General features: G+C 47.1%; 1 protein-coding gene. It reads right to left on the bottom strand.

What is annotated here, in order from left to right:
* Nucleotides 1-282 precede the first annotated feature (282 nt).
* The gene (locus HMPREF3142_RS01450) at nucleotides 283-831 is read right to left on the bottom strand and encodes a thioredoxin fold domain-containing protein (protein ID WP_070611419.1); all 549 of its coding nucleotides are present in this window, start codon (nucleotides 829-831) and stop codon (nucleotides 283-285) included.
* Nucleotides 832-986: the final 155 nt, after the last annotated feature.

Raw genomic sequence — 986 nt, 5'->3', positions numbered from 1 at the left:
GTCTGTCCTCCTGCTGCAGCGATGTACGCAGCGCCGCTGTATGCGTTTGCTTCTCTTCAGAACCTGAGGTGAGGTGTTCGCTTACGGGGCGCGTCATTTTCGCCGCATCCTGGGCCTGTTATACCGTAATGAGCCTTACCGCTGCAGCTGCAGGACCCGCTATCTGGATCGTCATGGCCAGCAAACATAACGGCAGTATGCGGGATTGTACCTTCACACAGACTTTCATTTTTATCCTTAAAATACGGTTTGATTTATTTTCAGCAATCCCAGCCCGTCTCTTTACCGGAGTTCTGCGAGAATTTTTTCCGGAGAAACACTACCCAGGAAAGTATGGACAGACGGCTCCAGCACAACCATCGCAGGCGTGGCGGTAACCCCGAGACGGTCTGCAAGCTCAGACTGTTTAATCACCAGATTTTTACATTTTTCTGAACTGGTGTTATCTGGCAAAAAACCGGCCATTGCATTTTTAAAACTTTTCTGGCGATCGGGTGCACACCATACTCTCCCCATATCTTCTATGACAGAGTCTTTGATGGATGACGGCACCACAGTCACAAATGACATAGTGAGCCCTGCATCCGTGTACTTTTTGATATTTTTCACAACATAGCTGCAATAAACACACTGATTTTCAACAAAAACTAATAATTTATGTTTTTCAGCTTTAGCTTGGAAGGTAACGGGCTCCAGCTCAGCTAAGGAGCGGGATATATCTTCATAGGCCATCTGTGGCGTTACGTCTGAGACCGGAGCCGCTGAAACACCGTGGCTGAAGCTGGCTACCATAAAAATGCCTGCAGTTAATGCTTTAATACAAAAGTGCATGATTTCCTTTTCCTCATCCCTGACTACCTTCAGGTTGTCGACGTCTGGTTCATGTCACAGTTAACGCCTTTTTTTTCATCAGGAAAAGAAAATCGTTTCTGGGGAGCTTCTTAATGCCGCTTCAGCGGCATAGAGGCGCCAGCTGAAGTTGAATG

It is taken from the genome of Klebsiella sp. HMSC16C06 (genome assembly GCF_001808325.1).
Classification (GTDB): domain Bacteria; phylum Pseudomonadota; class Gammaproteobacteria; order Enterobacterales; family Enterobacteriaceae; genus Klebsiella; species Klebsiella variicola.
This window is presented reverse-complemented; position numbering and strand designations above follow the sequence as displayed.

Bases quoted from the DNA above. Each gene is read 5' to 3' on its own strand.
- HMPREF3142_RS01450 (WP_070611419.1), bottom strand. From the start codon at position 831: ATGCACTTTTGTATTAAAGCATTAACTGCAGGCATTTTTATGGTAGCC.